This is a genomic window from Bradyrhizobium sp. ORS 111 (genome assembly GCF_045571485.1).
Lineage (GTDB): Bacteria > Pseudomonadota > Alphaproteobacteria > Rhizobiales > Xanthobacteraceae > Bradyrhizobium.
The window spans coordinates 3,202,396-3,225,951 of sequence record NZ_CP120701.1 but is presented as its reverse complement, the minus strand read 5'-3'; the positions used below and the strand labels follow the sequence as shown (position 1 = coordinate 3,225,951).

The following is a 23,556-nucleotide window of genomic DNA, read 5'->3' as shown; positions in this document are numbered from 1 at the left end:
CCTAGCCCTGGGCGGCAGGACCCGCCAGCGCAACCTGGGCCGCCATCTGCCGCTGCAGGCGGCGCGCCTTGCTCCGCCTGAGCCACGAGGCCGTGGCCCGCTCGGCGGTCGCCTTGATCGACGACAGGAAGCCGAACAGCGTGAGCAGCGCACCGAACAGCCACATCGTCAGGTTGAATGTCCCGGCCGCGAGCAGCAGCGCGCCGCGGCCGAGCAGTTTCAGGATCGCACGGGTCTGGCCACCCTTCGCTTCCGCAAGCCGGGCGGCGCGCGCCAGGTCTTTCGGGTTCTCCGCGATCTTCAGCGTGTCGCGCGCGGCGCGCATGCCGGCGGCCTCGCCGATGCGCCCGACATCCTTGGCAGCGCGCACCAGCGCGCCGGCCTTCTCGGCCCGGAACGCGGCGCGGATCGCGCTCGCGGTCTCTCTCGGCCGAAAGACCGAACCGGATGCGACCGCCTCTCGCAACGCCGGCGTGTCGACGACGTCGCGCGTCGAGCGGCCGGCCCATGCGACCAGCCCCTCGCTCAGCCGTCCCGCCTTGCGCGTGTCCTTGACCAGTGTCAATCCAGCGCGCAACGGCCCGACGCCGCCGACCGACACATAGGTCGCCGCGGTCACCGCGAGGCCAGCGGCCGCAAGCCCGAGCACCAGACGGTCGGTATCCTCACCCATCGCCAGGTGCTTGCCTTCGCGCACGACATCCCTGACGTCGCCGAACACGAAGAGATCGCCCGCGATGGTGCCGGACAGGCCTGCGACGTCGTCGGCGTTGCCGGTGACGAGACCGGTGGCGAAGCCCTTGGCAAAATGCGTGGTGGAATTTTGTTCGGCGACCGCATCGTCGACGCGCGCTATGAGATCGTCACTGAGCGCGGCGTTCTTCTCGCGCGCGAGCGCGACAAAGCTCGCCGCGAGATCGGCATCGTGGGAGGCCAGCGCCGCCTCGATATTCTCGGCGAGCAATGCAGGATTGCTCCGCAGGACGGAATTCAGCCTGACATCGGCGAGCGCCGCGGCATCGTCCTGCGCCGCCAGCACGACGCCAGCATCGCGGGCATGCGGCCAGATGGCGAGGCCAAGCGCAACGCTTGCCACCATGCCAGCCACCGCGAAGCTGAGACGCATCCGGTTCATTTCAGCGAAGGAACCTCGAGTTTAATTCGTCTTGGACATAGTGTGCCGTTTTTGCGACACAACGGCTCCGACCAAAGGAGGGCTTCTCTGGGACGACAAGATTGTGTCGAATTTGCATGAGCAGATGAGCGATCGGGGCTCTAGGAATCAATTGTTCCCGCCAGTATGGTGCGCCGCATTTCGCAGGGCTGCACGCTGCTGAATGCATTCGTCTGCCGTTGCCACCAAGGTGAGAATATGTCCGACCACGTCGTCCCGCACTTCCACAACGATGCCGGTGTCTCAGTGATCGAGATCGGCTCGCAGGAGTTCATGTGCGTGGGCGCCAACCCGCCGTTCGACCATCCGCACGTGTTCCTCGACCTCGGCAACGACAACGAGATCATCTGTCCGTATTGCTCGACGCTCTATCGCTTCGCGACCGACCTCGGTCCCGGTGAGGCGCGCCCTCCGGAATGCGTCGTGAAGGACAAGGTCGCCTGACCGCTCCGTGGCGCTGACGCGAACCGTTGTCGTAGCAGGCGCCGGAATCGGAGGACTGACCGCCTCGCTGACGCTGGCGGCGCAAGGTTTCCGCGTCGTGGTGCTCGAAAGGGCCGAGCGGCTCGAGGAGGCCGGCGCAGGCATCCAGCTCTCACCCAACGCCAGCAGAATCCTGGTCGAGCTCGGGCTGAGGGAGCGGCTTGCACCGCGCGCGGTGACGCCGGAATCCGTCAACATCATGAGCACGCGGGCCGGCGGCGAGATCGCGCGAATGCCGCTCGGCGAAGCCGCTGCGGCGCGGGCGGGCGCCCCCTATTGGGTGGTCCATCGCGCCGACCTGCAGGCCGCGCTCCAGGCCGCGGTCGACGACCACCCCGAGATCGATCTCCGCCTGGGCTGCCAGTTCGAGGACGTCACCGAGCACGCCGAAGGACTGACGGTGGTGCAGCGGCGCGGCAATGCACGGCAGCAGGAACAGGCGGCGGCGCTGATCGGCGCTGACGGCATCTGGTCGTCGGTGCGCAGGCAACTGTTCCCGGATCTCCAGCCGCAGTTCTCGGGCCTGATCGCCTGGCGCGGCACGCTGGAGGCGAGCGCCTTACCGCAGGAAGACGCCGCTCCGTGCGTGCAGCTCTGGATGGGGCCCGATGCGCATCTCGTGGTCTATCCGATTTCGGCCGGACGACAGATCAACGTCGTCGCAATCGCAGCCGGCGCGTGGAACCAGCCGGGCTGGAGCGCACCCGGCGACAGCAACGAGATCAACGGCGTATTCGCCAAGTCGCGCTGGCCATCGGTCGCGCAGACGCTGGTCGGTGCAGTCGACGGCTGGCGCAAATGGGCGCTCTTCACCCTGCCTGATATCGGCGGCTGGAACGAAGGTGCGGTGGCGCTGCTCGGCGATGCCGCGCATGCGATGCTGCCATTTGCCGCGCAGGGGGCCGGCATGGCGATCGAGGACGCAGCCGTGCTCGCGCAGACTCTGCGCGACAGCACCGGCGAAAGCAGATCGGACATTCCGGCCGCGCTGGCGCGCTATACGCAGATGCGGCGTGCGCGTGTGTTGCAGGTGCAGCGCCTCGCCCGGCGACAGGGCCGAATCTATCACCTAAGCGGGGCCGCCGCGATCGCGCGCGACCTTGCCATCCGCGCGATGGGACCGCAGCGCATGCTAGCGCGGCAGGGCTGGATCTACGACTGGCGCGTGTGAGGCTCGCTCCGGGATGCCTTTCGGACTCGACCTGACGCGTTTGCTTCACGCCAGCCAATCGGGAAATCCACCGGAAAGACGCTAGTGGAGCCCGGAACGCGTCCGTGAGCCCTTCGCGTTGGGCGCCGGCGTGGGAGCCGGTGTCGCCGCAGGGGTGTCCGGCGGCGTTTCGTGGCACCTGCCCTTGCGCCAGGCTTCCTCGGCGAACTTCTGCTGGCCATGGATCGCAATCAGCTCGTTGCGATAGGCCAACTCCGATACCACGGCACCGCCGACGCCGGTCTGGGCCTTCGCCATCAGCCCTTCCTGCTCCGCCGCACGGCTCGCAAGGCTCTTTCGCTCGGCCTCGAGCTGCTTGCAATCATAGAGCTCGTATTTGGCGGGATCGGCGAAAGCTGACGACATCGAGTCGCCGATCTGAGCGCAGCCGGATGCGCCCGCGGCCAAGGCGAGCAACGCAGCGATGAGGGCCGCGCGCGACAGGCTTCGGCGGCGTGAATTGCGAACGGACATGCAGCTTTCTTAGTCAGACAGTGTTGAGATTGCCTAAAGCAGCCAGCGATGTCCGGATTGAGGCTTCTTCGCGGCAGCGCCTTGCCTTATCCCGTGGCGCAGGCGTTGCGCAATTGGCATGGCAGCGAAACGCTAAGCCATTGAACCCGCATCCGTTCGCTCAGGATAATGCCAATTCCACTCGGCCGCCAAACGCGCTAGAAGTCGGCGCGCCTGGCGCAACGCGGACGTGGCGGAACTGGTAGACGCAAGGGACTTAAAATCCCTCGATGGCAACGTCGTGTGGGTTCGACTCCCACCGCCCGCACCACCCTTCGCTCGGGGTGAGCCGGCCGTACCGAGGCACGGCGGTCTGTTTCGGCCACCGCTGGCATGGCCGCGCGGGCATCAATCGAACGCCAGTCCGAGACGCTTTCCCTTTTTCCACACAATCCGGGACGATCGCCGCTCGCCCTCGACGGCAAGCACGAAGCGGTCGGGAAACCAGAGCGGCGAGTTGACCTCGATCCCGGCCCCCTCTGCGGAGAGGCTGCGGACCGTGCATGGAATCGCCTCGCTGCCGAATTCGATCGCCCCGGACTTGAGAATCCGGCGGCGCCGAGTGGCGCGCCGGTCCGAGATGGCAGCCGGCCATTGTGCGCCGATCGGCGCGGAGTTGATGTCGTCTTCGGCCATGGATTGTCGCGATATGCACAGAGGCGGGCATTTAGATTACCGCGCAAACCTGACACGAGACTTACGCATAGACAACCTCGATGTCGGCCCCAGCAGATTGGCCTGCCAATCAATGGGGCAATGCCGCCAACGACACGAGTCGCACGCCCGTCACCGCATCGTGTCCCGCGGCTGTGATGCAGTTCACAGGAGATGATCGCGAAGCGGCGTAGCTGTCATTCGCCGGAAGCTCCGGCCGCATTTTTTCGCGGTCCTCGTATCCCAAATTGATTTCAATCGGAGATTTGCCCCATGGCCATTGCCGATCCCAATGCGATCCCCGATAGCCAGGCGCACAACGCCGCCGCTTCGATGAATGCTTACGGAGACGACGCCGCTCATTGCAGCAACGGATTGAGCGCACGCACATTCCGCGAGGCGACGCCGGAGGAGCGCGCGGTCTTCCGGCGATGGGCCCGCGGCGCGATCGCCTTCTACGGCACGTTGCTGTTGGCGGGCGCCGTGCTGATCTCGCTCAACCATGCGCGCATCGGCTCGATCGAGCTGACAAGCCTGTCAGACCGCGCCGCCTCCCGATAAGAGAACCCGGCGGAACGACGTCGAAGGGGCACGCCCGTCGGGACCCATGCGGTCTGCGAAAACGAAAAATGGCCGGGACAAGCCCGGCCATTTGTCTCGGATGAGGCTTGCGGCACCCTACTCCGACTTGTCGATATTCCAGAAGATCGGGGTCGCCGGTCCGTCGAGCACGCCGGTGAGCGACTTCCGCCACGCGCTGGGCCCCTGATACTGGCCGAGCGGAATGTAGATCACCTGGTCGTAGGCTTCCTTCTGGATCTCGGTTGCAATCTTCTTCTGCTCGTCGAGCGACGGCGCACGAACGAAGGCGTCCTTCAACTGCTCGATCTTGGCGTCCTCGGCCCAGCCGAACCAGCCGCCATTCTTGCCCTGTCCGCCGATCGAGAGGTTCGCAATCGGGTTGGAGACGTCGGCGCTGACCCAGTTGGTGAAGAACATGTTCCAGCCGCCCTCCTTCGGAGGCTTCTGGCTGGCGCGCCGGCTGACGACGGTCTGCCAGTCGGTCGCCTGCAGGTCGACCTTGAAGCCGGCCTCCCGCAATTGCTGGGCGACGACGACCGGCTGCGCCTTCAGAGTGGTGACGTCTCCCGGCGCCATGATCACGACCGGCGTGCCATCGTAGCCGGACTCGGCGAGCGCCTTCTTGGCCTCGGCGATGTTGCCGCCCTTCAGCAGCGTCTCACCGCCGGCATCGGTCGCGAACGGCGTGTCGCAGATGAAGAAAGCGACGCAGGTCTTGTAGTATTTGGGATTGCCGACCAGCGCATCGAGCACGTCCTTCTGGTTGACGGCCAGCAGCGCGGCGCGACGGACCTTGACGTTGTCAAAGGGCGGATAGAGGAAGTTCATTCGGCCGAGGGTCTGGAAGCCGAACTTGTTCAGCGTCTCGACCTTGAGGTCCGGATTGCTTTCGAGGACCGGCAACATGTCGAACGACGGATTCTCCATGAAATCGATGTCGCCCGACTGCAGCGCGTTGATCGCGGTCTGCGCATCTGCCATCGTCAGCCACTCGACGCGATCGACCTTCACGACCTTGCCGCCGGCGGTCCAGCTCGCCGGCTCCTTGCGCGGCACATAATCCTTGTTCTTCACATACACCGCCTTCACGCCCGGCTGGAATTCAGATTGGACGAACTTGAAGGGACCCGAGCCGATCTGCTCCGGAATCGGCTTGTCGGGCGGCGTTTCGGCGAGCCGCTTCGGCATCATGAAGGCGACCCGTGACGACGGCTTGCCGATCGAATCCAGAACCAGGCCATAGGGCTCCTTCAGCTTCAGCGTGATCGTCTTGGCATCAGTAGCCTCGAGGCTGGCCGTGAAGTCCATCAGCTTCTGGCCCATGCCGTCGACCTTGGCCCAGCGCTTCAGCGAAGCGACGCAGTCCTCGGCCGTCACCGGCGTTCCATCGTGCCACTTCAGGCCGTCCCGCAGCGTGAATGTGTAGGTGAGCTTGTCGTCGGACACTTTCCAGTCCGCCATCTGCGGCTGGATCTTGAAGTTGGAGTCGGTGGCAATCAGCGTGTCGTAGACCATGTAGCCATGGTCACGCGTAATATAAGCCGTGGTCAGGATTGGATCGATGATGCGCAAATCCGAATGCATCACCGCGGTGATGGTCTTCTCTGCGGCCATCGCCTTCGGCGCAAACGACAGCGCAAGCACCGACAGCGCGGCCGCTATCGTGTAGTGCTTCCAACGCGAGCTGAGGAACATGCAATCTCTCCTGACGTGAAAGTGGTCAAAGCCAGCTTATTCGTTATGCATGCGGTTCGTTATTTAAGCGAACTAACACGCTGTATGGCTTGCGAAATCGAGACTTGCACCAAGTGCTTTGCGCGTCAATCGGGTTTTGGTCGCGATCGGACGTACACAAACGAATTTCATGGTGCGCTGCATTTTGGCTTTACAAAATCGCCGCGTAAGATTTTCGTAGGCCTGCGCGATGCCGGCGCGGTCAGAGAAGCGAAGCGAGAATAACCATGAACCCAGCCAATCTTCCGTTCGATTCCGAAGCGATGTTGCAGGGCCTGCGCGGCTGGGTGGAGTGTGAAAGTCCGACTTGGGACGCTGCGGCCGTGGAGCGCATGCTCGACCTCGCCGCGCGCGAGATGGCGATCATGGGTGCGACCATCGAGCGCATCGCAGGACGGCAGGGTTTCGCAGGCTGCGTGCGTGCCCGCTTCCCCCATCCCAAGCAAGGCCAGCCCGGAATCCTGATTGCCGGACATCTGGACACCGTGCATCCGGTCGGCACGATCGAGAAACTGAAATGGCGGCGCGAAGGCAACAAGTGCTACGGCCCCGGCATCTTCGACATGAAGGGCGGCAACTACTTGTCGCTGGAAGCGATCCGACAACTGGCGCGCGCATCATTCACGACGCCGCTGCCGATCACAGTGCTGTTCACTCCGGACGAAGAGGTCGGCACACCGTCGACGCGCGACATCATCGAGGCGGAAGCGGCGCGCAACAAATATGTTCTGGTGCCCGAGCCGGGCCGGCCGAACAACGGCGTCGTCACCGGACGCTACGCGATCGCGCGCTTCAATCTGGAAGCGATCGGCAAGCCCAGCCATGCGGGCGCCACGCTCTCGTCCGGCCGCTCCGCGATCCGCGAGATGGCGCGGCAGATCCTCGCCATCGACGGCATGACGACCGAGGACTGCACCTTCTCGGTCGGCATCGTGCATGGCGGCCAATGGGTCAATTGCGTTGCAACAACCTGCACCGGTGAAGCTCTCAGCATGGCCAAGCGTCAGGCCGATCTCGACCGCGGCGTCGAGCGGATGCTGGCGCTGTCAGGCACGAGCAACGACGTGACCTTCAAGGTGACGCGCGGCGTCACCCGTCCGGTCTGGGAACCCGATGCCGGCACCATGGCGCTGTACGAGAAGGCAAAGGGCCTTGCCCGCGAGATGGGCCTCGATCTGCCGCACGGCAGCGCCGGCGGCGGCTCTGACGGCAACTTTACGGGGGCTATGGGCATCCCCACGCTCGATGGCCTCGGTGTTCGCGGCGCCGACGCGCATACGCTCAACGAGCATATCGAGGTCGACAGCCTCGCCGAGCGCGGCCGCCTGATGGCGGCGCTGTTGGCGACGCTGGAATAAACTCCGTTGCGAACCCATACGGGTTACTTGCGGCGAGATCAGCAACGAAGCGCGAATGCAATCCACCATTCAGTGGACGACCTCGCGCTTCACGACGGGAATAATCCCGGAGGGATTAGCTGCACCGCAAAAATGCCGGCCCCGATGGCACAGGACTTGCTGAGGTGCTACGGTCCGCCGGGGACTTTACTGACCACAATCCAACGGAGTGCATTTGCTCGGCTATCTCATTCGCCGCATCCTGGCCGCCGTTCCCGTGATGGGGGTGGTCGCGCTGTTCGTGTTCCTGCTGCTGCGGCTGACGCCCGGCGATCCCGCCGCGATCCTCGCCGGCGACAACGCGACACCGCAACAGCTCGAACGCATCAGAACCTCGCTCGGCCTCAATGAGCCGATCTACATCCAGTTCTACACCTGGATCGTCAAGCTGCTGCACGGCGATCTCGGCGTCTCCCTGATCTCCAACGTGCCGGTCCTGAAGATGATCGGCCAGCGCGTCGAGCCTTCGATCTCGATTGCGCTGACCACCATCGTGCTGTCGATCCTGGTCGCGGTGCCGCTTGGCGTGATTGCGGCATGGAAGCACGGCACCTGGATCGACCGCGGCGTGATGGGCCTTTCCGTGCTCGGCTTCTCCGTGCCCGTGTTCGTGATCGGCTACGTGCTGATCCAGGTCTTTGCGATTGATTTGCGCTGGCTGCCGGTGCAGGGCTTCAAGAGCATCTCGGCCGGCTTCGGTCCGTTCTTCGAGCGCATCATCCTGCCGACCTGCACGCTCTCCTTCATCTATGTCGCGCTGATCGCGCGCATGACGCGCGCCTCCATGCTCGATGTGCTCGGCGAGGATTACGTGCGCACCGCGCGCGCCAAGGGCATCAGCGAGACCGGCGTGCTGCTGCGTCACGCGCTGCGCAACGCGGCCGTGCCCGTCATCACCGTGATCGGCTCCGGCTTCGCGCTGCTGATCTCGGGCGTGGTCGTCACCGAGAGCGTCTTCAACTTGCCCGGCATCGGCCGTCTCACCGTCGATGCGGTGCTGGCGCGCGACTATCCGGTGATCCAGGCAATGATCCTGTTGACGTCGGGCATCTATGTCGGGGTCAACCTGCTGATCGACGTTGCTTACACCCTGCTCGATCCTCGTATCCGGTACTGAGCGATGGCGATCGATACCCTTCCCGAGTCCTCGCTTCCGGTCACCCGGCCGTTCCGGCCGAAATTCGGTTTCCTGACGGCGACGCCGATCATCGCGATTGCGACGATCTGTCTCGTGCTCATCATCCTGATGGCGATCTTCGCGCCGCTGCTCGCACCGCACGATCCGCTGCTGCTGACACCGGCGCAGCGACTGAAGCCGTCGTCAGCGCAGTTCCTGCTCGGCACCGATGCCTATGGCCGCGACGTGCTGTCGCGGATCATCTACGGCGCCCGGATCTCGCTCCTGATCGGGCTTGGCGCCGCCATCTGCTCGATCGGCATCGGGCTCCTCATCGGACTCGTCTCCGGCTTCTTCCGATGGGTCGATGCGGTCATGATGCGCGTGATGGACGGCCTGATGGCGATCCCCTCGATCCTGCTCGCGATCGCCGTGGTGTCGCTGTCGGGCGCCAGCATCTGGACCGTGATGATCGCGATCACCATCCCCGAAATCCCGCGTGTGGCGCGGTTGGTGCGCTCGGTGGTGCTGACCGCGCGCGAGGAGCCCTATGTCGAGGCGGCGATCTCGCTCGGCTCCAGTCTGCCCAAGATCATGTGGCGGCATTTGATGCCGAACACGATTGCGCCCTTGATCGTGCAAGGCACTTATGTCTGCGCATCCGCCATCCTCACCGAGGCGATCCTATCGTTCCTCGGCGCCGGCATCTCGCCGGAAACGCCGACCTGGGGCAACATCATGGCCGAAGGCCGCGCCTATTTTCAGGTCAAGCCATCGCTGATCTTCTGGCCGGGACTTCTGCTCTCGATCGCCATTCTCAGCGTCAATCTGATCGGCGACGCCGCACGCGACGCGCTCGATCCCCGCATGAAGCAGCGTGAGGGCAAGTGACCGCAGCCAAGTCCACCAACCTCGTCCTCGACATCAACAACCTCGTCGTCAGCCTCGGCCGCAAGACGGACGCTCATCGCATCATCGACGACCTGTCGCTACAGGTGCGCGAGGGCGAAACGCTGTGCCTCGTCGGCGAAAGCGGTTCGGGCAAATCGGTGACCTCGCTCACCGTGATGGGCCTGCAGCAGAAAGGCACGCTGGTGCCGTCCGGCGGCAGCATCAAGTTGGTCGGCGAGGACCTGCTGACTGCCGGCGACCGGCGGCTGCGACAATTGCGCGCGACGCGGATGGCGATGATCTTCCAGGAGCCGATGACCGCGCTCAATCCGGTGGTGCCGGTCGGCCGCCAGATCGACGAAGTGCTGCGCGCCCACACCGATCTTGATGCCCGCGCGCGGCGGCAGAAGATCCTGGCGATGATGGAGCATGTGCGGCTGCCCGACGTGCAGCGCATCTTTGCCTCCTATCCGCACCGCCTCTCGGGCGGGCAGCGCCAGCGCATCATGATCGCGATGGCGCTGGTGCTGGAGCCGAAGCTCCTGATCGCGGACGAGCCGACCACCGCGCTGGACGTCACCACCCAGAAGCAGATCCTCACCTTGATCCGCGACCTGCAGCGCGATCATGGCACCGCCGTGCTGTTCATCACCCACGACATGGGCGTGGTCGCCGAGATCGCCGACCGCGTCGCGGTGATGCGCCATGGCCGGCTGGTCGAAACCGGCGCGCTCGACGACGTGCTGCGCAATCCGAAAATGGATTACACTCGCAACCTCTTGTCCTCGGTGCCGAGCCTCGTGCCGCGTGCGCCGCGCCCGGAGACGACCGAACCGGTCGTGCTGGAGGCCAACGAGCTCGGCAAGGTCTACCGGGAGCGCTCGTTGTTCGGCAAAGCCCGCGAGGTCGCCGCTGCGCAGGACGTCACCCTCACCTTGCGCAAGGGCCGCACGCTCGGCATCGTGGGCGAAAGCGGTTCGGGAAAATCGACGGTGGCGCGCTGCATCGTCCGCCTGATCGACCCGACCTCCGGCGGCGTACGGCTCGCCGGCCGCGAGATCTCCGATTTGTCGCGACGGCTGTTGCAGCCGCATCGCCAGAAGATCCAGATCGTCTTTCAGGATCCGTACCGCTCGCTCAATCCGCGCGTCACCGTCGGCGAGAGCATCGCGGAGGGCCCGATCAATTACGGCATGCCGCGCAAGGACGCGCTTGCGCGAGCCCGCGAGCTGCTCGAGCTGGTCCACCTGCCGCCCGACGCGATCTCGCGCTATCCACACCAATTCTCCGGCGGCCAGCGCCAACGCATCGCGATCGCACGCGCGCTGGCGCTCGATCCCGACGTGCTGGTGGCGGATGAAGCAGTCTCCGCGCTCGACGTCTCGGTGCAGGCGCAGGTGCTGGATCTGCTTGACGAAATCCAGAAGCGGCTCGGCATCGCGCTGCTGTTCATCACCCACGATTTGCGCGTTGCCGCACAGATTTGCGACGACGTCGCCGTGATGCAGCATGGCCGTGTCGTGGAACAGGGGCCGGCCGCCGAGGTCCTGACCAATCCACAACAGGCCTATACCCGGGCCTTGCTCGATGCGGCCCCCGGGCGCGGCTGGGACTTCGCGAATTTCCGCCCCGTTTCGGAAGGCATTGGCGCAACGGCCTAAGTCTTTAGCCGTAGTGCCTTGGCCTGGCCTTTCGATACGCCCATGCGGCATGCAAATCCGGAAGTGCTCCACGGCTTGCGCTTGGCGCGACGACACGCTTAACGTCGCGCGCTAGAGCATGATCCGTCGCATCATGATCAATGAAAACGTGTTGAGACCGACTTGATGACCCGCATTGCCGTTGGCGGCTTCCTGCACGAGACCAATACCTTCGCGCCGACGAAGGCAACTTATGACGATTTCGTGCATGGCGGCGGCTGGCCGTCGATGGCGCACGGCGCCGACGTGCTCAAGGTCATGCGCAAGATCAATGTCGGCCTCGCCGGCTTCGTCGAGGCTGCGGAGGCCAATGGCTGGGAGCTGGTGCCGACGATTTCGGCCGCTGCGAGCCCGTCGGCGCATGTGACGAAGGACGCATTCGAGCGGATCGTGAAGGAGATGATCGATGGCATCGCCGCGGCCGGGCCGATCGATGCCGTCTACCTCGACCTGCACGGGGCGATGGTGACCGAGCACCATGACGATGGCGAAGGCGAAATTCTTGCCCGCGTCCGCAAGGTGATCGGCAAGGACCTGCCGCTGGTCGCGAGCCTCGACCTGCACGCGAACGTCTCGCCCGAGATGATTGCACATGCCGATGCGCTGATCGCCTACCGCACCTATCCCCATGTTGACATGGCCGACACCGGCCGCGCCTGCGCGAGACATCTGGCGCTGCTGCTCAAGACCGGCCAGCGCTTTGCGAAAGCGTTCCGGCAATTGCCGTTCCTGATCCCGATCAGTTGGCAATGCACCAACGACCAGCCGACCAAGGGCATCTATCAGAAGCTCGCCGCGCTGGAGAGCGACGCCGTGCCGACGCTCTCGTTTGCGCCGGGCTTTCCGGCCGCCGACTTCAGGGATTGCGGCCCGAGCGTGTTCGCCTACGGCCGGACCCAAGCCGATGCGGACGCAGCAGCCGACCGCATCGTCGCGCTGGTCAAAAGCCATGAAGACGATTTCGACGGCCGCATTTATTCGCCCGACGAAGGCGTGCGGCTGGCGATGGAGCTCGCGCAATCGGCGAGCAAGCCGATTATCATTGCCGACACACAGGACAATCCCGGCGCGGGCGGCGATTCCGACACCACCGGCATGCTGCGCGCGCTGGTGCGCAACAAGGCCAGCGCCGCGACCGGCGTGATCTACGATCCGCAATCGGCCAAGGCCGCGCACGCGGCCGGCGTCGGCGCGACCGTCACGCTCGATCTCGGCGGCAAGTCGGGAATTCCCGGCGACGCGCCGTACAAGGAGACCTTCGTCGTCGAACAGCTCTCCGACGGCAAGTTCGTCGCGCCCGGCCCCTATTATGGCGGCCGCGACATGGACATGGGGCCGTCCGCATGCCTGCGCATCGGCGACGTCCGCGTCGTCGTCGGCTCCTACAAGGCCCAACTCGCCGACCAGTCGATGTATCGCTATGTCGGCATCGAACCGACGTCGCAGAAGATCCTGGTCAACAAGAGCTCGGTGCACTTCCGCGCCGATTTCGAGCCGATCGCGGCAAAACTCCTGATCTGCGCCGCACCCGGCGCGATGCCGGCGGATACCGCCTCGTTGCCCTGGAAGCATCTGCGGCCGGGCATTCGCATCAAGCCGAACGGTCCCGCCTTCACGCCCACCTCCCCATCACGCACCAACGGATAGAGAGACCATGCCCACAATTGAGCGCATCGACAGCTTTGCCGACGAACTCACCGCTATCAGGCGGGATTTGCACGCGCATCCCGAGATCGGCTTCGAGGAAGTGCGCACGTCCGGCATCGTCGCCGACAAGCTGCAGAGCTGGGGCATCGAGGTGCATCGCGGCCTCGGCGGCACCGGCGTGGTCGGCGTGCTCAAGGGCAAGGGCAACGGCACCAAGAAGATCGGCCTGCGCGCCGACATGGACGCGCTGCCGATGGAGGAGAACACCAATCTGAAGTGGCGCTCGACCATTCCGGGCCGCTTCCACGGCTGCGGCCATGACGGCCACACCACGATGCTGCTCGGGTCGGCGCGCTATCTGGCCGAGACCCGCAACTTCGACGGCACCGTGCACTTCATCTTCCAGCCGGCCGAGGAAGGCCTCGGCGGCGCGCGCGCGATGATCAAGGACGGCCTGTTCCAGAAATTTCCCTGCGACGAGGTCTACGGCCTGCACAACGCGCCCGACCTCAACCACGGCGAGATCGCCATCCTGCCGGGCCCGGCAATGGCCGCAGCCGACTTCTTCGACATCAGGATTCAGGGCTACGGCGCGCATGGCGCGATGCCGGAGCGCTCCAAGGACGCGGTCTTGATCGCAATGACGCTCGGACAGGCGTTGCAGTCGATCGTCAGCCGCAACGTCGATCCGCTGCAGGCTGCGGTGCTGTCGATCACGCAAATCCATTCCGGGTCGGCGTACAACGTCATTCCAGGCGAAGCCTGGATGTGCGGCACGGTGCGCTGCTTCTCCGACGAGATCCGCGCGCTGATCCGCAAGCGCATGCGCGAAATCTCCGCCGGCATTGCGGCGGCATATGGCGCCGAAATCTCGGTCGAGATCCGCGACGGCTTCAGCGTCTTGGTGAATCAGGAAGAGCAGTCCCGCGTCGTCGAGGACGTCGCGCGCACCGTTGTCGATCCCGCCAAGGTGATCACCCGCTCGACGCCGAAGATGGGCAGCGAGGATTTCGCCGACATGATGCAGGCCGTTCCCGGTGCCTATTTCTGGGTCGGCCATGACGGCTCGGTGCCCGTGCATAACCCCGGTTACGTTCTCGACGACAAGATCCTGCCGATCGGCGCCAGCATGTTCGCCCGCATCATCGAGAAACGCATGCCGGTAGGTGCCCATGCATAAGGCCACTCAGGACGCCATCACCTCGCTGCACGACCTCTCCGCCGTCGACCTGCTCGCCGGCTATCGTGCGAAGCAGTTCTCGCCGTCGGAGGTCCTGGAAGAGATCATCGCCCACGTGGCGGCATGGGAGCCGCACATCAAGGCGCTGTACCTCTACGATCCCGACGGGGCGCGCAAGGTTGCGAAGGCCTCGACCGAGCGCTGGAACCAGGGTGAGCCCGCGGGCACGCTCGACGGCGTTCCCGCGACCATCAAGGACAATGTCGCAACCAAGGACCAGCCGGTGCCGCTGGGTTCAGCGAGCGTCAAGCTCGCGCCGGCGCTGAAGGACGCACCGCCTGCCGCGCGGTTGCGCGAAGCGGGCTGCGTGATCTTCTCCAAGACCACGATGCCCGACTACGGCATGCTGTCGTCGGGCCTGTCCTCGTTCCATCCCCTTACCCGCAATCCCTGGGATGTCAGCAAGAACCCCGGCGGATCGAGCGCCGGCGCGGGTGCGGCCGGTGCCGCCGGCTATGGCCCGCTGCATCTCGGCACAGATATCGGCGGCTCGGTGCGGCTGCCGGCCTGCTGGTGCGGTCTCGTGGCCCTGAAGCCGAGCCTTGGCCGCGTGCCGATCGACCCGCCCTATGTCGGCCGCGTTGCCGGTCCCATGACCCGCACGGTGGACGACGCCGCGCTGATGATGAGCGTGTTGTCGCGCCCCGACCGCCGCGACGGCATGAGCCTGCCGGCCGCGCTCGAGGTCAACTGGAAGGCGCTGGAGAAGGCACCGCGCAAGCTTCGCATCGGCCTGATGCTCGATCTCGGCGTCGGGCAGAAGCTCGAGAAGGAGGTTCGTGACGTCGTCGTCAAGGCGGCGAAGGCGTTCGAATCCGCCGGCGCCGTGATCACCGAGATCGACGGCATCCTGACCCAGGAGATGCTCGAGGGCCTCGACAATTTCTGGCGTGCCCGGATGTGGGACGATCTCTCGAAGCTGCCGGCCGCCGAGCGCGACAAAACCCTGCCCTACATCCTCAAATGGGGTGCGGCCGGAGCGAAGCTCTCCGGTGTCGACGTCGTGCGCGGCTTCAACCAGACGATGGCGATCCGGGCGGCGGCGGCGAAGCTGTTCTGCGAGATCGACTACGTCATCTCGCCGGTGTCGCCGGTCGTGAATTTCCCGGCTGAGTTCGCCGCGCCGCTCAACGATCCGGCAAAACCGTTCGAGCACATCTGCTATACCGTGCCGTGGAATATGTCGGAGAATCCCGCGCTGTCGATCAACGGCGGCTACGACAAGAAGGGCTTTCCGATCGGCGTCCAGATCGTCGGCCGCCGCTTCGACGACATCGGCGTGCTCGGCATGGGCAAGGCCTTCGAGAGCCTGCGCGGCGCGCAGAAACCGTGGCCGACGCCGCCGAAGAAATAGCGCCTCAACGCAAGTCGCGATGCGCGGAGGCGTTCCCCGCATCGCGCTTCTTCCCAAGGGATGCATTGCCGGGTTATCTGGATGAAGATGCGCATTGCGCTTCATCCAAAAAAACCGAGAGGAAATCATCCCCATGGCGTATGAGACGATCAAGTACGAGGTCGCCGAGCAGATTCTCACCATCACGCTGAACCGGCCCGACAAGCTCAACGCCTTCAACGCCACGATGCAGCAGGAGCTGATCGACGCGTTCGACAAAGCCGACAAGGATGACGATGTCAGAGCTATCATCGTCACCGGCGCGGGCCGCGGCTTCTGCGCCGGCGCGGACTTGTCATCCGGCGCCAACACCTTCGACCGCGATGCGCGGCGCGGGCCGGTGCGGCGGAATGCCGACGGCAGCGTCGACTACAGCGATCCGCAGGTGCGCGACGGCGGCGGCCAGGTGACGCTGCGCATCTTCAAGTGCCTGAAGCCGGTGATCGCCGCCGTGAACGGGCCGGCGGTCGGCATCGGCGTCACCATGCAGCTTGCGATGGACATCCGCATCGCCTCCGAGGCCGCGCGCTTCGGCTTCGTGTTCTCGCAGCGCGGCATCGTGCCGGAGGCCGCCTCGAGCTGGTTCCTGCCGCGCATCGTCGGCATCTCGCAGGCGCTGGAATGGTGCTATTCCGGCCGCGTCTTTCCGGCGCAGGAAGCGCTTGCCGGCCGGCTCGTCAGCAAGGTGGTGCCGCCGGACGAGCTGTTGCCGACGGCGCGGGCGCTCGCCAAGGAGTTCGCCGCCAAGACCGCGCCGGTGTCGGTGGCGCTGATCCGCCAGATGATGTGGCGCATGCTGGGCGCCGACGATCCAATGGAAGCGCACAAGGTCGACAGCCGCGGCATCTACGCCCGCGGCCGTTCCGACGACGTCAAGGAAGGCGTGGTGTCGTTCCTCGAAAAGCGTCCCGCGCAGTTCAAGAACAAGGTGTCGTCGGACATGCCCGACTATTTCCCGTGGTGGCAAGAGCGCGAGTACAAGTGAACGAACGACGTTCCGCGACGTCGACATCAGGCGGCGTCGTCCTGCTGCGCGACATCAGCAGGACGGCGCTTTCTTCGACGACGAGCTACTGAGTCAATTGGTAGGGTGGGCAAAGCGAAGCGTGCCCACCAGGTCTTGCGTTACTCATGGTGGTGGGCACGTCGCTTGCGCTCCTTTGCCCACCCTACGACTCTACGCACTTCACCCAGTCAGCAGCGCCACGCGCCCGATCGCCTTGCGCTCGATCAGGAGCCGCATCGCCTTCGCGTAATCCTCGAGCGGCAAGCGATGTGAGATGTTGGGCCGCACCTTGCCGGCTTCCGCCCACTCGCTCAGCGCCTTGAATCTGACGTCGCCGAGCGCGGGGTTCTTCCGCACCGCCTCGCCGGCGCGAACGCCGAGCACGCTCGCGCCCTTGATCATCAGGAGATTGGTGCGGGCAAGGCCGATGCCGCCGGTGAAGCCGACGACGAGGATCCGCGCGCCCCAGTTGATGCATCGCATCGAGTTCTCGAACACCTCGCCGCCGACGGGATCGAACACCACGTCGGCGCCGCGGCCCTCGGTGAGGCGCTTGACGACATCGCGGAATGGTTCGCGTTCGTAGAGCACGACGTGATCAGCGCCACGCGCTTTCGCAATGGCGAGCTTCTCCTCGCTGGAAGCCGCCGCGATCACGGTGGCGCCGAGCAGCTTGCCGATCTCGACGGCGGCAAGCCCGACACCGCCGCCGGCGCCGTGCACCAGGAGCACCTCGCCCGGCTTGATCTGCCCGCGGTCGATCAGCGCGTGGTACGCGGTGCCGTGCGCCGCGAGAAAGGTGGCGCCTTCAGCATAATCGAACGTCGACGGCACCGGCACAAGTTGCGATGGTGTTGCGACCGTCTCGTCGCAATAGGCGCCGAAGCGCATCTTGACGATCACCCTGTCGCCGACGGCGACATCAGCGGCACCGTTGATCTCGACGACATCGCCGGCGGCTTCCGAGCCCGGCGTGAACGGCAGCGGCGGCTTGAGCTGATACTCGCCCGCGGCCATCAGAATGTCGGGGAAATTGATCCCGGCGGCGCGGATCGCGACACGGACCTCGCCCGGCTTCAGCGGCACCGAGGCGAAGCTTTCCAGGTGCAGACGCTCGGGCGGCCCGAGTTCGCGGCAGACGACGGCTTTCGGCATCAGGCAGCCCGCGCGTTGAGACGTGCCAATGCCTCGCGGATCAAGGGCAGACGGTCGTTGCCGAAATACATGTCGGTCTTGTCGATGAAGATCGTGGGCGAGCCGAAGCCGCCGCGCGCCATCACCTCATCGGTGTTGGCTTTGAGCTGGTCCTTCACCGCCTGGTCGCCAATCCCGGCAAAGAACTTTGCGGCGTCGATGCCGAGCTTGCCGCAGATCTCGCTCAGTACCGCGTCCTGCGAGATGTCCTTGTCGTCGCCCCAATAGGCTTCGAACACGGTGCGGGCGAACGACACCATCTTCTCGTTGCCGAGCCAGATGCAGCCGCGCATCGCCTTGACGCTGTTCACCGGAAACACGGTCGGTGGCATCTTGATCGCAAGTCCCGCCGAGCGCGCCCAGTCGGCAAGATCCTTCTTCATGTAACGCGCCTTCAGCGGCACCGGCTTCTCGCGCTGCGCGTAGACCGACGGATTGACCGTGTTGAAGATGCCGCCGACCAAGATCGGCCGCCAGGTGATCTCGGCGCCGAACTCCTTCGCCAGCGGCTGGATGTTGTGCCAGGCGAGATAGGTCCAGGGGCTGGAACAGTCGAAGAAGAATTCGATCATGGCGTTTCCTTTGTTATGATGTTTGATGCTCTCTGCGTCGTCATTGTTGTCGACCTTCACCTTAGGACATGGCACACAGGCGCTCAATCCGAACCGCCCGGGAGGCTCCCATGTTGTTTCCAACCACGATCGCTGGCTCCCTGCCCAAGCCGGAATGGCTGGCCGAGCCAGACATGCTGTGGGCGCCGTGGAAATCGCAAGGCGCGGAGCTCGCCCGCGCCAAGCGCGACGCCACGGTGCTTGCGGTCAAGCTGCAGGAGGATGCCGGCGTCGACATCGTCACCGAGGGTGAGCAGGCGCGGCAGCATTTCGTGCACGGCTTCCTGGAGAAGATCGAGGGCATCGATTTTGCGCACAAGGTCGAGATGGGCATCCGCAAGGATCGCTATAAGGCGATGGTCCCGCAGGTGGTGGCGCCGCTCAGGCTGAAGGGCCGCGTCCACGACGCCGAAGCCCGCGCCGCACGCGCGCACACGACGAACAAGCTGAAGTTCACCCTGCCCGGCCCGATGACCATCATCGACACCATCGCCGACCGCCACTACGGCGACCGCGTCAAGATGGCCTTTGCCTTCGCCGAACTCTTGAACCAGGAAGCCAAGGCGCTGCAGGCGGACGGCGTCGACATGATCCAGTTCGACGAACCGGCCTTCAACGTCTACATGGATCAGGTCCGCGATTGGGGCATCAAGGCCTTGGAGCGTGCGGCCGAAGGGCTGACCTGCGTCACTGCCGTGCACATCTGCTATGGCTATGGGATCAAGGCCAACACCGACTGGAAGCAGACGCTCGGCGGCGAGTGGCGCCAGTATGAAGAGACGTTTCCCGTGATCGACAAAAGCTCGATCCAGCAGGTCGCGATCGAATGCCGCAATTCGAAAGTGCCGCTGGAATTGCTGGCCGCGCTGCCCGGCAAGATCGTGCAGGCCGGCGTGATCGATGTCGCCAGCGACGAGGTCGAGACCGCCGAGGACGTCGTCAAGGTGATCGAGGCGGTGTCGAAGTTCGTGCCCAAGAGCAACATCATCGCGACCACCAATTGCGGCATGGCGCCGATGCGGCGGGATATTGCCGAAGCCAAGCTGATCGCGCTCGGCGCAGGCGCCAGGCTGGCGCGCCAGCGGCTGGCGTAAGCGCTGCGCCGATAGGTTCAGCAGGGCGCGGCGGCCGCGCTCGGGTGCAGCACCGGCCGGTAGCCGGCCTGAAACGCGCGGACGGTTGACGGCGGCGTCAGCAGCATGGCGGGAGCGGCAGCACCGGCAGCGCTGTAGCCCGCAAATGACCAGCGCAACGTCGTGCCATGGGCGACGAGATAGCTGTCCCCGTTCGCCTGCACCATCGTGCCATCAGGCAACTGGTCGACTGATGTCGGCAGCGGATGCAGCCGCTTCTTGCCGCGATCGAGCCGCTCGACATGCAGCACCGCATCCATCGCCTTGGCGCTGAGATCACCGACGCCGTTGCCCGCCTCCCAGGCGGCGCGAAAGCGCTTGGCATCGTCGCGGCGACAGTAGAAGCAGGGCCGATGCCCGGCGGCAAATGCAGTCGCCTCGTCAAGGAAGAACAGTTCGGTCCAGCTTTGCCGGCTCATCACCTTGCGCCGCCGCCCCCTGAATTCGCAGACGCAGGTGAGCCAGGCCGGCGTCGACCAGCGCTTGTTCAGCAGCGTTCGCGTCGCGGGATTATGGATGATGCCGCGATTGCCGGTGAACATCCCGCGATGCTCGGTGGCAACAATGTCACCGGTCGGCGTGACGCGGTTTTGCAGGGGCATGCGGTGCTCTCGGCGGCGAATGGCGAGTAGCGAATGGCGAATAGGCTATTCGCTACTTCCTACTCGCTATTCGCTCTTGTTCACGCCGCGCCGTCGCGGATCGGCGGCTGGAACGACAGCGCGGTATCCCATGGAAAGAAGATCCAGGTGTCCTGCGACACCTCGGTGATGAAGGTGTCGACCAGCGGCCGGCCCTTCGGCTTGGCGTAGACAGTTGCGAAATGCGCATCGGGGAGCATCTCGCGCACCAGCTTGCCGGTCTTGCCGGTGTCGACGAGGTCGTCGACGATCAACAACCCCTTGCCGGTGCCGCCGCCGAGCTTTGCGGTCTGCTCCGAAATGCCCTTGAGCACTTGCAGATCGCCCTGCTTGTCGTGGTCGTAGCTCGCCACGCAGACGGTGTCGATCACCCGCAGCCCGAGCTCGCGCGCGACGATCGCCGCCGGCACCAGCCCGCCGCGCGTGATGGCAATCACCGCGTGGAACGGCCCGACCTCGTTGAGCCGCCAGGTCAGTGCCCGGCAATCCCGGTGGAATTGATCCCACGAGACCGGAAAGGGCCTGCCGGCCCGTTCCTGCGCGCTTGGTTCCGAATTCTTCTCAACCATACCGTATCAACCCGCCGCTGGCTTCTTCTGTGCGGCCTGCACCTGCTTCAGCATGTCTTTCACGGCGCCCATCGCCGCCGCAAGTTTTTCCGGATCGCGCGAGCGCACCACCAGATTGGTGTTCGGCTTCTGGTTCTCGTCCTGGAACGGATAGCTGCCGATGATCGTGTCGGGATGCGCTTCCGCGATCGCCCGCAACGGGCCGCCGATGTCGCCCTCCCGCGCGTCGGCACGGACCGAATCCGACAGCATCCGCACGCCGGACTTCAGGGTGGGCGCCACGATGTCCATCATCGCCTGCATGATCGTCGGAATGCCGGCCATCACGATGACGTTGCCGAGCTTAAAACCCGGGGCGAGAATGGTCGCGCTCTGGATCAGCTCGGCGCCGTCAGGCACGCGGGCCATCCTGAGCCGGGCCTCGTTCAGATCCTGCCCGCTCCAGCGCTCCCTGAACCGCGCCACCACCTCCGGATGATGGCGGATATCGACCCCGAACGCCTTCGCCACGCTGTCGGCGGTGATGTCGTCATGGGTCGGCCCAATGCCGCCGGTGGTGAACACGTAGGTGTACCTATGCCGCAGCGCATCAAGGGCGGAGACGATATCGGCCTCGTCATCGGCGACGACGCGCACCTCCTTCAGGTCGATGCCGATGTTGGTCAGGTACTCGGCGATGAAGCCGATGTTCTTGTCCTTGGTCCGGCCGGATAGGATCTCGTCGCCGATCACCAGAAGTCCTGCCGTGACGATCTCGCTCATGTTCTCATTCCTTAAACTTGGTCCCCCTGACATTGCCGGTCCAATGCTTTGATGTCACGGGGTTTTGCCGCCGAAATAAGCAGATCTTCGCCGGTTTTTCAGGCAGTCCGCCGGGTCATCCCCGGCAAATGCCGCAAGGCAATGCATACAGCGCTGGCCCGCCCCTTGCTACCATCCCGTCAAGTCATGCACTGTGTCACACGGCTTCGGAGGGCGGCGGGCTTTATGGCAGTTGCGTTCGATGAGATGAACGGCCTCGGCGACGATCTTCGCCCGGCCTACCAGGAGCTCTCCCGCTGGCTCAACGAGACGCCGCCGGACGCGCTCGAATATCGGCGGCAGGAGGCGGAGCTGCTGTTCCGCCGGATCGGCATCACCTTCGCGGTCTATGGTGATGCCGAAGCCCAGGAGCGGCTGATCCCCTTCGATGTCATCCCGCGCATCATGTCGGCGAACGAATGGACGCTGCTGGAAAAGGGCCTTAAGCAGCGCGTGCTCGCGCTCAACTTGTTCCTCAAGGACATCTATCACGGCCGCGACATCCTGCGCGCCAACGTCGTTCCCGAAGATCTGATCTTCCAGAACCCGGTGTTCCGTCCGGAGATGAACGGCCAGCACGTGCCGCACGACATCTACGTCCACATCGCCGGCATCGACATCATCCGCACCGATCCGGAAAACTTCATCGTGCTCGAGGACAATGCGCGCACGCCGTCCGGCGTGTCCTACATGCTGGAAAACCGCGAGATCATGATGCGGCTGTTTCCGGACCTGTTCGCGCGGCACCGTGTCGCGCCGGTGGAGCGCTATCCGGACGAGCTGTTGTCGGCGCTGCGCTCGGTCGCACCGCACAGCGCTTCCGCCGAGCCGACCGTCGCGCTGATGACGCCGGGCGTGTACAACTCGGCTTATTACGAGCACTCCTTCCTCGCCGACAAGCTCGGCATCGAGCTGGTCGAGGGGCGCGATCTCATCGTCAAGAACGATGAGGTGTTCATGCGCACCACCGAGGGGCTGAAACGGGTCGACGTGATCTACCGCCGCGTCGACGACGATTTCCTCGATCCCCTGACCTTCCGCCCCGATTCCGCGCTCGGCGTGCCCGGGCTGATGTCGGCCTATGCCGCCGGCAACATCACGCTCGCCAATGCGGTCGGCACCGGCATCGCCGACGACAAGGCGATCTACTCCTATATGCCCGACATCGTGAAGTTCTACCTCGGCGAGGAGCCGATTCTGAAGAACGTGCAGACCTGGCGCTGCCGGGAAGCGCAGGATCTGTCCTACGTGCTCGACAACCTCGCCGACCTCGTCGTCAAGGAAGTGCACGGCTCCGGCGGCTATGGCATGCTGATCGGTCCGGCCTCCACCAAAGCGACCATCGAGGCATTCCGCGACAAGCTCAAGCGCGAGCCCGAAGGCTTCATAGCCCAGCCGACGCTGGCGCTCTCGACCTGCCCGACCTGCACCGACAAGGGCCTGGCGCCGCGCCATGTCGATCTCCGGCCGTTCGTGCTGACCGGCAGCAGCCACACCACCATCGTACCCGGCGGACTGACCCGCGTAGCGCTCAAGGAAGGCTCCCTCGTGGTCAATTCGAGTCAGGGCGGCGGCACCAAGGACACCTGGATACTCAGTGAGTGATTTGAATCGGAGCATGGCACGGACGGACTCCTTCCCCCTGAAAGGGCAGGGCTATCGCATATGCCCGCTTTGGGCGGCTGCGCACGTACTCGGCCTCGTGGTTCGAGACGCGCCGCAAGCGGCGCTCCTCACCATGAGGGTCTACTATTGTGCCGCAAAACAAGACCTCATCCTGAGGACCCCGCCAAGGGCGGGCGTCTCGAAGGATGGGCCGCAGGGCGCTTTTTTCCCAAATGCAATTTGCCTACCTGAAAGGGGAAA

Annotated in this window: 22 protein-coding genes and 1 tRNA gene; 14 read left to right on the top strand and 9 right to left on the bottom strand. The window is 64.8% G+C overall.

Going from position 1 to position 23,556, the window contains the following annotated elements; all coding sequences use genetic code 11:
• Position 1: 1 nt before the first annotated feature.
• Positions 2 to 1,135: a hypothetical protein gene (locus P6U30_RS14765; protein ID WP_407169704.1), complete on the bottom strand. Its 1,134-nt coding sequence runs from the start codon at positions 1,133 to 1,135 to the stop codon at positions 2 to 4.
• Between the two features lie 237 nt (positions 1,136 to 1,372).
• Here P6U30_RS14765 and P6U30_RS14760 point away from each other — a divergent pair, with 237 nt between their 5' ends.
• On the top strand, positions 1,373 to 1,618 hold the full coding sequence (locus P6U30_RS14760) for a zinc-finger domain-containing protein (RefSeq protein WP_407151773.1): 246 nt from the start codon (positions 1,373 to 1,375) through the stop codon (positions 1,616 to 1,618).
• Between the two features lie 7 nt (positions 1,619 to 1,625).
• A complete protein-coding gene (locus tag P6U30_RS14755; protein ID WP_407169703.1) occupies positions 1,626 to 2,828 on the top strand; it encodes an FAD-dependent monooxygenase in 1,203 nt (400 codons plus the stop codon).
• Positions 2,829 to 2,909: 81 nt separating this feature from the next.
• Here P6U30_RS14755 and P6U30_RS14750 read toward each other — a convergent pair whose 3' ends face one another.
• Positions 2,910 to 3,341, bottom strand: a complete 432-nt coding sequence (locus P6U30_RS14750; protein ID WP_407169702.1) for a twin-arginine translocation pathway signal — start codon at positions 3,339 to 3,341, stop codon at positions 2,910 to 2,912.
• 223 nt (positions 3,342 to 3,564) lie between these two features.
• On the opposite strand from P6U30_RS14750, the gene P6U30_RS14745 reads away from it, so the two are divergent.
• Positions 3,565 to 3,651: transfer RNA gene (locus P6U30_RS14745), tRNA-Leu, on the top strand.
• Between the two features lie 77 nt (positions 3,652 to 3,728).
• Here the strand turns inward: P6U30_RS14745 and P6U30_RS14740 are convergent.
• On the bottom strand, positions 3,729 to 4,016 hold the full coding sequence (locus tag P6U30_RS14740; RefSeq protein ID WP_407169701.1) for a PilZ domain-containing protein: 288 nt from the start codon (positions 4,014 to 4,016) through the stop codon (positions 3,729 to 3,731).
• 291 nt (positions 4,017 to 4,307) lie between these two features.
• On the opposite strand from P6U30_RS14740, the gene P6U30_RS14735 reads away from it, so the two are divergent.
• Positions 4,308 to 4,595 carry a hypothetical protein gene (locus tag P6U30_RS14735; RefSeq protein WP_407169700.1) on the top strand — a complete coding sequence of 96 codons (288 nt, stop codon included), beginning with the start codon at positions 4,308 to 4,310 and terminating at the stop codon, positions 4,593 to 4,595.
• Positions 4,596 to 4,712: 117 nt separating this feature from the next.
• Here the strand turns inward: P6U30_RS14735 and P6U30_RS14730 are convergent, their stop codons facing one another.
• Positions 4,713 to 6,311, bottom strand: a complete 1,599-nt coding sequence (locus P6U30_RS14730; protein ID WP_407169699.1) for an ABC transporter substrate-binding protein — start codon at positions 6,309 to 6,311, stop codon at positions 4,713 to 4,715.
• Positions 6,312 to 6,577: 266 nt separating this feature from the next.
• Here P6U30_RS14730 and P6U30_RS14725 point away from each other — a divergent pair, with 266 nt between their 5' ends.
• The 8 genes from P6U30_RS14725 to P6U30_RS14690 all read left to right on the top strand — a co-directional run bounded on the left by P6U30_RS14725 (position 6,578) and on the right by P6U30_RS14690 (position 16,720).
• Positions 6,578 to 7,708, top strand: coding sequence for a M20/M25/M40 family metallo-hydrolase (locus P6U30_RS14725; RefSeq protein WP_280977205.1), 1,131 nt, complete (start codon positions 6,578 to 6,580; stop codon positions 7,706 to 7,708).
• A gap of 214 nt (positions 7,709 to 7,922) precedes the next feature.
• On the top strand, positions 7,923 to 8,864 hold the full coding sequence (locus tag P6U30_RS14720) for an ABC transporter permease (RefSeq protein ID WP_407151766.1): 942 nt from the start codon (positions 7,923 to 7,925) through the stop codon (positions 8,862 to 8,864).
• Between the two features lie 3 nt (positions 8,865 to 8,867).
• The gene (locus tag P6U30_RS14715; RefSeq protein ID WP_407169698.1) at positions 8,868 to 9,755 is read left to right on the top strand and encodes an ABC transporter permease; all 888 of its coding nucleotides are present in this window, start codon (positions 8,868 to 8,870) and stop codon (positions 9,753 to 9,755) included.
• On the top strand, positions 9,752 to 11,416 hold the full coding sequence (locus P6U30_RS14710; protein ID WP_407169697.1) for an ABC transporter ATP-binding protein: 1,665 nt from the start codon (positions 9,752 to 9,754) through the stop codon (positions 11,414 to 11,416). Before P6U30_RS14715 ends, P6U30_RS14710 begins: the two co-directional genes overlap by 4 nt.
• Positions 11,417 to 11,581: 165 nt before the next feature.
• Positions 11,582 to 13,102: a M81 family metallopeptidase gene (locus tag P6U30_RS14705; protein WP_407169696.1), complete on the top strand. Its 1,521-nt coding sequence runs from the start codon at positions 11,582 to 11,584 to the stop codon at positions 13,100 to 13,102.
• Positions 13,103 to 13,109: 7 nt separating this feature from the next.
• The gene (locus P6U30_RS14700) at positions 13,110 to 14,282 is read left to right on the top strand and encodes a M20 aminoacylase family protein (RefSeq protein ID WP_407169695.1); all 1,173 of its coding nucleotides are present in this window, start codon (positions 13,110 to 13,112) and stop codon (positions 14,280 to 14,282) included.
• Positions 14,275 to 15,696 (top strand): amidase, encoded by a 1,422-nt coding sequence (locus P6U30_RS14695; RefSeq protein ID WP_407169694.1) that lies wholly within the window; start codon positions 14,275 to 14,277, stop codon positions 15,694 to 15,696. Before P6U30_RS14700 ends, P6U30_RS14695 begins: the two co-directional genes overlap by 8 nt.
• Before the next feature lie 133 nt (positions 15,697 to 15,829).
• Positions 15,830 to 16,720 (top strand): crotonase/enoyl-CoA hydratase family protein, encoded by an 891-nt coding sequence (locus P6U30_RS14690; protein ID WP_407169693.1) that lies wholly within the window; start codon positions 15,830 to 15,832, stop codon positions 16,718 to 16,720.
• 201 nt (positions 16,721 to 16,921) lie between these two features.
• Here the strand turns inward: P6U30_RS14690 and P6U30_RS14685 are convergent, their stop codons facing one another.
• A complete protein-coding gene (locus tag P6U30_RS14685) occupies positions 16,922 to 17,896 on the bottom strand; it encodes an NADPH:quinone oxidoreductase family protein (RefSeq protein ID WP_407169692.1) in 975 nt (324 codons plus the stop codon).
• Positions 17,896 to 18,507 carry a 2-hydroxychromene-2-carboxylate isomerase gene (locus P6U30_RS14680; protein WP_407169691.1) on the bottom strand — a complete coding sequence of 204 codons (612 nt, stop codon included), beginning with the start codon at positions 18,505 to 18,507 and terminating at the stop codon, positions 17,896 to 17,898. The genes P6U30_RS14685 and P6U30_RS14680 overlap by 1 nt, the downstream gene beginning before the upstream one ends.
• Positions 18,508 to 18,617: 110 nt before the next feature.
• Between P6U30_RS14680 and P6U30_RS14675 the strand changes: the two genes are divergently transcribed.
• Positions 18,618 to 19,640 (top strand): methionine synthase, encoded by a 1,023-nt coding sequence (locus P6U30_RS14675; RefSeq protein WP_407169690.1) that lies wholly within the window; start codon positions 18,618 to 18,620, stop codon positions 19,638 to 19,640.
• Between the two features lie 17 nt (positions 19,641 to 19,657).
• On the opposite strand, the gene P6U30_RS14670 is transcribed toward P6U30_RS14675, so the two are convergent.
• From P6U30_RS14670 to P6U30_RS14660, 3 genes are all read right to left on the bottom strand, one after another.
• Complete coding sequence (locus P6U30_RS14670) at positions 19,658 to 20,281, bottom strand: hypothetical protein (protein WP_407169689.1); 624 nt, start codon at positions 20,279 to 20,281, stop codon at positions 19,658 to 19,660.
• Between the two features lie 80 nt (positions 20,282 to 20,361).
• Entirely contained in the window at positions 20,362 to 20,889 is a 528-nt protein-coding gene (gene gpt / locus P6U30_RS14665; RefSeq protein ID WP_407169688.1) for a xanthine phosphoribosyltransferase, read from the bottom strand.
• A gap of 6 nt (positions 20,890 to 20,895) precedes the next feature.
• The gene (locus P6U30_RS14660; protein WP_407169687.1) at positions 20,896 to 21,651 is read right to left on the bottom strand and encodes a competence/damage-inducible protein A; all 756 of its coding nucleotides are present in this window, start codon (positions 21,649 to 21,651) and stop codon (positions 20,896 to 20,898) included.
• A gap of 225 nt (positions 21,652 to 21,876) precedes the next feature.
• Between P6U30_RS14660 and P6U30_RS14655 the strand changes: the two genes are divergently transcribed.
• Positions 21,877 to 23,295 carry a circularly permuted type 2 ATP-grasp protein gene (locus P6U30_RS14655; protein ID WP_407169686.1) on the top strand — a complete coding sequence of 473 codons (1,419 nt, stop codon included), beginning with the start codon at positions 21,877 to 21,879 and terminating at the stop codon, positions 23,293 to 23,295.
• Positions 23,296 to 23,556: the final 261 nt, after the last annotated feature.